Consider the following 5470-nt stretch of genomic DNA (forward strand, 5'->3'; position numbering starts at 1 on the left):
AACGATCGCGGATGTCTCCCGGGAGGAGCAGCTGGCCACGTTGCGGGACCGGATGGCGACGATCACCGGGCGAGTCGGCGCCACGACCGGCTCCGGTGTCGCCGAGATGGATGTGACCGGAGTAGCCGGCGGCCTCGGAGATCTTTTGCCGGACCTTGGCTTGGCCCGGGGCAGCACGGTGTCCTGCCCGCGGGGTGTGGTGCTGGCGGGGCTGCTGGCCGCAGCCACCGGCCCCGGGCAGCAACCGGCCGCAGTGGTCGGCGGTGCCCAGCTGGGGTTGGTGGCGGTCGCGGAGATGGGTGGCGACCTGTCGCGGCTGCATCTGGTTGACCCGACAGGCGCGGATGTAGTGGAGGTGGCGTCGGTGCTGTTGGACGGGGTGCCGGTGGTGGTCGTCGATGTGGACCGGCTGACGATCCCGCCCCCGCGATGGCGCGGCCTGGCCGCAAAAATACGCAACCATCAGGGCGTGCTGATCGTCACCAGCGGCGTCCGCGGGACACGGACCGATGTCGAGATCGAGGCGCGGCCGGTCGCCTACAGCGGGTTCCGCCGCGGCGGCGGCGGCCGGATCCGCGACATCCACCTCGCGGTCGAGGTCCGCGCCCGTCGTTTCCCGCCCCGTACCGGCGAGCTCACCGTGACACCCACAGATGGCCGCCTGCACTGGTCCAACCGAAGGCGGTCGAGTACGGCGAGCTGGCCGGGACGGGTGGTGGCCGGATGAGCGGATCCTTGTCGTCGGAGACGGCAGCGCTGCGATGGCTTCCGAAGCCGCGCGCGGTGCTGGTCGATCCGACTCGGTTGTGGGTGCCGGCCCGGCACCGCGATAAGGGTCAGCCCAACCTCGGGGTGCGGGCCGAGAGCTTCGAAGGGTATCCCGGGGATCCGTGGCTGCCTGCAATCCAGTACGGGTGGGCGCGGATCCGCGTCGCGGACTACACTTGGTTCGCGCAGATCTGCATCGATCTGCGCACACGAAACAGGCTGTGCACCAAAGGTTTACTCAGTGGGTGCCCTGGGATGCAGTGCGTCTGCCGGAACAAGGCGGCGCGCCACCAGGACAACGATGACGAGCACGGGAACCCACCGGCGCCTTTGAATCGCCCTTGGACGAGATGCCGGAGTTTACTTCCATGGAGCATGGATGGCCGGGGACCAGAGTCGACTCGTGCGCGTGGCGGTTGAGTCGGCGACGTTGAGCGTGCCCTTGCTCGTCCTGTATTCCCCCGCGAGCGTTTGTGGTGGCACCGCGTGCAGGGGCACGTCCGGCTGTCGTCGTGGGTGGAAGGGGTAAGGCGGCGGGCAGGGGGTTCTACGGCGCGCTGGCCCATCACGTTCAGCAATCGCATTGGGCGGCCGGTGACCCCGCCGCGCGCGATTCGGCAGCCAACGCAGTGAACAGCCTGCGAATAAGTCCTCGCTTGAAATCGCTTGTGCTTCTCTGCGCTACGACAGACCAGCCCTCGGCATCGGTGTCGCCAAGTGGGGATTCGCACGGAATTGAGCTCGTGGACACCGCACAGGGCCGCGTGGGTAGCCTCAATCGTTCATCCGTCGGCACGCGACGTAGCGGCGTGGCTGCAGCAGAGTGTTCGTGCTGATATGAAGTGGTGTACCGCAGTCGAATCGATCGTTCGGCTATGGCAAATTCGCGTAGTTCAGAAACTCTCGGTGGGGTGTTCGGTCAATTTTCCATCGAGCGGGTTTCTCGGTTGGAGTTGGTCGGACTGCGGCGGTAGTGAGGCACAGAGCTTTTCGGGCTCTGGAGATAGCAACGAAGTAGACGGAGCGTTCTGCTTTGGCGTCTCCCCAATACAGCTCATTTTCAACGGCGAGTACAACGACGTTGTCGAACTCTAGCCCCTTGGCTTTGTGTACGGTCATCAGCTTGATTGAATTGTGGCCGGTGAACTCGCGCAACGTCTGCGGTAAGTCTGAGGTTTGTCCGTGAATTCGTGTCAGTCGTGTGCATAAGTCGTCGATAGTGTCACGAAGTCGCGTACCCTGTGAGTATTCTGGGGCGAGGCTGCTGAGAACCTCATCTCCGAGGTGATCGAGTAGACGGTCGATCAGTTCTTGGAGTGGCTGAGACGAATTGCGACGATAGGTCAGTCGCGTGTCATCGATCAACGTTCGCAGTGCCGAGTAGGCTTTCTGTGCATCTTCCTCGTCGTCCGCCCGCCATCCGGTCGCTACATCCATCAACCGTGCGTAGGCATCAGGCTTGCCGTCTTCGGCGACGACCGTGAGGTAGTCGATGACCAGCATTACTATGGGCTCGGCCGCGAGGTCCTGGAACTCGTTCTCGTCTCGAAACGGGATTTGCTGTGCGCGCAGTTCGGATCTGAGTGACTCGGTGTACGGTCCCACTTGCTTGGCGACCAACACGGCGATTTCCTCGGCGGGTACACCGTCGATCGTGATCCAGGAGTGAATTTTGCGAGCCAGGGCGCGGGCTTCCTCGCTGCTGTCGCGGTAATGAAAGATTTCGATTGATCCCTCATCGCCCAGTATCTCTGTATCTTCAACAGCGTCTGTCGGTTCGAGAACCTTGATCATAGCGTTCTGCATGCGCCGAAGTCTGGGCAGCGACCGGAAGTTCATGTATAGGACCAGGCGTGCGGCCTCGAAGTCCTCGGCGAATCGTTTCAACACACCGTCGAGTGCGCCCGCCCACCCCATGATCCTCTGCTTGACGTCGCCGACCGCGATCAGGTCGGTGTCAGTATCGAGGAATGCCGCGCGCAGAAGGCTGTACTGATTCGCTGTGCAGTCCTGGAATTCATCGAGGAAGACGAAACCGTAGGTGTGCCGTAGCGCAGTTCTGGCAACGGGACTGCGCTCAAGGATGGTCGTCGCAAGAGGGGCCATCGAGTCGAAATCGATCTGACGCTGGGGGATGCGGACGGGCCCGATGGTGTAGTCAGGGTCGAGTGCGTCGATACCTGTAAGGACTGGCCGGAACACATCGATGAGGCGTTTGGCGAACGCGTGGAATGTGTAGCTGTCCAATCGTGCAGCGAGGTGAGGAGGACAGCGTCGTCTGGTTCGATCAGTAAGATTCTTAGCCGCATCGACTTTGAAGGAAATCGCTAGGATACGACGAGGGTAGCGGCATTGGCCGGTGCGCAGCAGGAAGTCTGCCCGCTGCGCCAGCAGTTCCGACTTTCCGGCACCGGGCCCAGCCGTGACGACAAGATTGCCTGTGAGGCTAGTAGCGGCCGTATGGGCGTTGGGCTCGAGTATCATGTCGGCCGCTGCCTGCCATTGCTCGGTAGAGATCACTCGGGGAGTCCGTCCAGGATTGAGCCCACCCGCTCGATCAGATTCGTGATCGATACTGGCATGGAATTCTTCAGATCGGAATTCTTCAGATCGGACAGTGCGGCGACGTGCGCGGCTGGTTTACCGCCGCGCCCTTTGAACCGCGTGCCATATGCGGCGAACAGCAACTTCTCGTCCTCAGTGTAGGCGTCATCGGAGCCGTTGGCGCCCAAGACTGCAGCGATGGTCTTCTTGTCGGGGTTTTGTTTCTCGCTATCGGTGAGGTTATAAGAAGTCGGAAGATTCTGCAGCATCGCGAAATCGAGGTCCAATGGCTCGGAAAAGTACACGCCGTGCGTTTCGAGCCGTTCGATCCACGCCCGGCCGTCTACATCCCGTACATTGGTGTTGCGGTTGTGCATATCCTGGATGTCGGCAGCGGTGAAGTCTAGAGTTCCAGACGGTCGGAACTGTAGAAGTTGTTCCGCGGCGTATTTTATGCGCCCCCAGCCACCCTGGAACCGGCCGAGGTCCAAGTCCAGGAGGGTCACGTGCGGGATGCCCAGTTGGTTGAGTAGCCGCCAAAAGTGGTTCACGTGTCGGCCGCCCAGTGGAGTTACTGATATGGATGCGGCGTCAGCTTCTCGGCCCGCAGCGTTTAGGAAACGCGGGATTACTATCTCCTCGCTGTCGCCTTCACCCAACACGACCAACCGGGCGAAGTACATTTCCGGATACGCGTGTAGGGCCTCGCGGACAAACTTGTACTCCTCGGTGGCGGTCGCAGGCATATTCACTGTGGCGACAACGGTCCTTCGCTGATCGTCCAGACGGAGGTAGCGCACCTGGCGGGGCTCAACGCGACGCATCAACGACGCCGAATGGGTGGCAACAGCAACTTGGGCGTCGTTGCCGCTGGTCATTTCTATCAAGGCACTGAGCACGCGTCCGAGGTAGTGCGGTGACAAACTGTTTTCCGGTTCCTCCACGGCCAGGAAAGTGAACACCGGTGGCCGCAACACGTCGATGTCGAATGCATTCGTCGCACCCTGCAAACATGATCGCCCGACAGCATGCGCTGTCATCACCAGGGCTATGTAGAGAAGGGACTGCTGGCCATCGCTGAGCACTGAGTAGTCGACGACGGGATCCCCGGGGCCCGGCGCGAACTCTAATGTTACGAAGCGCAGGATCCCCTCGATCTCACTGGGGGTGAATGCCAGCGCTGGGCTGGTCAGGTAGGACCCAGTGTGAAGCGAACCCCATCGTCCAGCCAAGTCGGCGACCACGCTTGAAATCGCGACGTTTCCGGTCATTACGTCACTGATCGTTTTGCCGAGATGGCTGACCGTTGCGCGTTCCGACTGCCAATTGGCGGCGCGCATCAAACGCCCAAGCAGCGAACTGGACGCGTAAGAGACGTGATCAGCCGGGTCGCGTCGTGCAGGCAGGTAGTGCACCTGGATCGTGCCGCGGTCATGTCGATTGACCACTGCGGTGCGCGAAGGTTCGTCTTGGTCATCGACGGCAAGGACATAGACGAGTTCGTCTGTAATTTCGCCGTTCTCATCGAGATGCCCAGTCAGGCGGAACCGCACTCGCGGCTTTCCGTCATTGTCAGTCATGCGCATGTGCGCAAAGTGCGGCGGGACAGTCGACGAGGCTATGGAGCCAGACGAGTCAAGCTCATCGAGCTCCGGGAAGATGAAATCAGCCTCCAACCAAAGACTCCGTGCCACCGTGGCGTCGTGACCCGCCTTGGCCGGGACATGGAAGTCTCCACGAACGAAACGACGGAGGCTGGCCTCCGATCCGAACATGCGGGCCAGCGCATGTAGGAACGTCGTCTTGCCCGCACCATTCGGGCCGAGTAGGAACGTCGCCTCTTCCAGAGACAACTCGACCGACTCCGAACCTACGCACCGGAAGCCGCTCACCCTCAGCCGCTCAAGTTTCATGTCCCGTCCCCGCGTGTCAGTCGATCACCTATGCCACGGACGGGCACAGTAGCAAATCCGACCCCACACTACCTATGGGACTGACCCTGCTTTGGCCAGCAGTACGAAGCAGACCGTGCGGTCGTAAATCGCGGAGTACACGCAGCACTCGGGATGCCTGCAACAGGCGGCCACGCAACAAAGTATTGGCCCGGCGAGAGCTAGCAATGGTTTGAAAGCTCTCGTGAGAACGGTTCCACTTCCTG

At 61.4% G+C, this 5470-nt stretch carries 3 protein-coding genes; 1 reads left to right on the forward strand and 2 read right to left on the reverse strand.

Annotation, left to right across the window (positions count from 1 at the left end):
- Window positions 1–727 (forward strand): hypothetical protein (locus FEK34_RS30330; protein ID WP_171048488.1); only part of this gene is annotated, 727 nt, incomplete at its 5' end.
- A gap of 914 nt (window positions 728–1641) precedes the next feature.
- Here the strand turns inward: FEK34_RS30330 and FEK34_RS29695 are convergent.
- Both FEK34_RS29695 and FEK34_RS29700 read right to left on the reverse strand, forming a co-directional pair.
- Window positions 1642–3288: a UvrD-helicase domain-containing protein gene (locus FEK34_RS29695; RefSeq protein ID WP_138453294.1), complete on the reverse strand. Its 1647-nt coding sequence runs from the start codon at window positions 3286–3288 to the stop codon at window positions 1642–1644.
- Complete coding sequence (locus FEK34_RS29700; RefSeq protein WP_138453295.1) at window positions 3285–5225, reverse strand: ATP-dependent nuclease; 1941 nt, start codon at window positions 5223–5225, stop codon at window positions 3285–3287. Before FEK34_RS29700 ends, FEK34_RS29695 begins: the two co-directional genes overlap by 4 nt.
- Between the last annotated feature and the right edge of the window lie 245 nt (window positions 5226–5470).

It is taken from the genome of Nocardia cyriacigeorgica (genome assembly GCF_005863245.1).
Taxonomy (GTDB): Bacteria; Actinomycetota; Actinomycetes; order Mycobacteriales; family Mycobacteriaceae; genus Nocardia; species Nocardia cyriacigeorgica_C.

Coding starts and splice junctions, on each gene's coding strand:
- FEK34_RS29700 (WP_138453295.1), bottom strand. CDS start 5,225: ATGAAACTTGAGCGGCTGAGGGTGAGCGGCTTCCGGTGCGTAGGTTCG.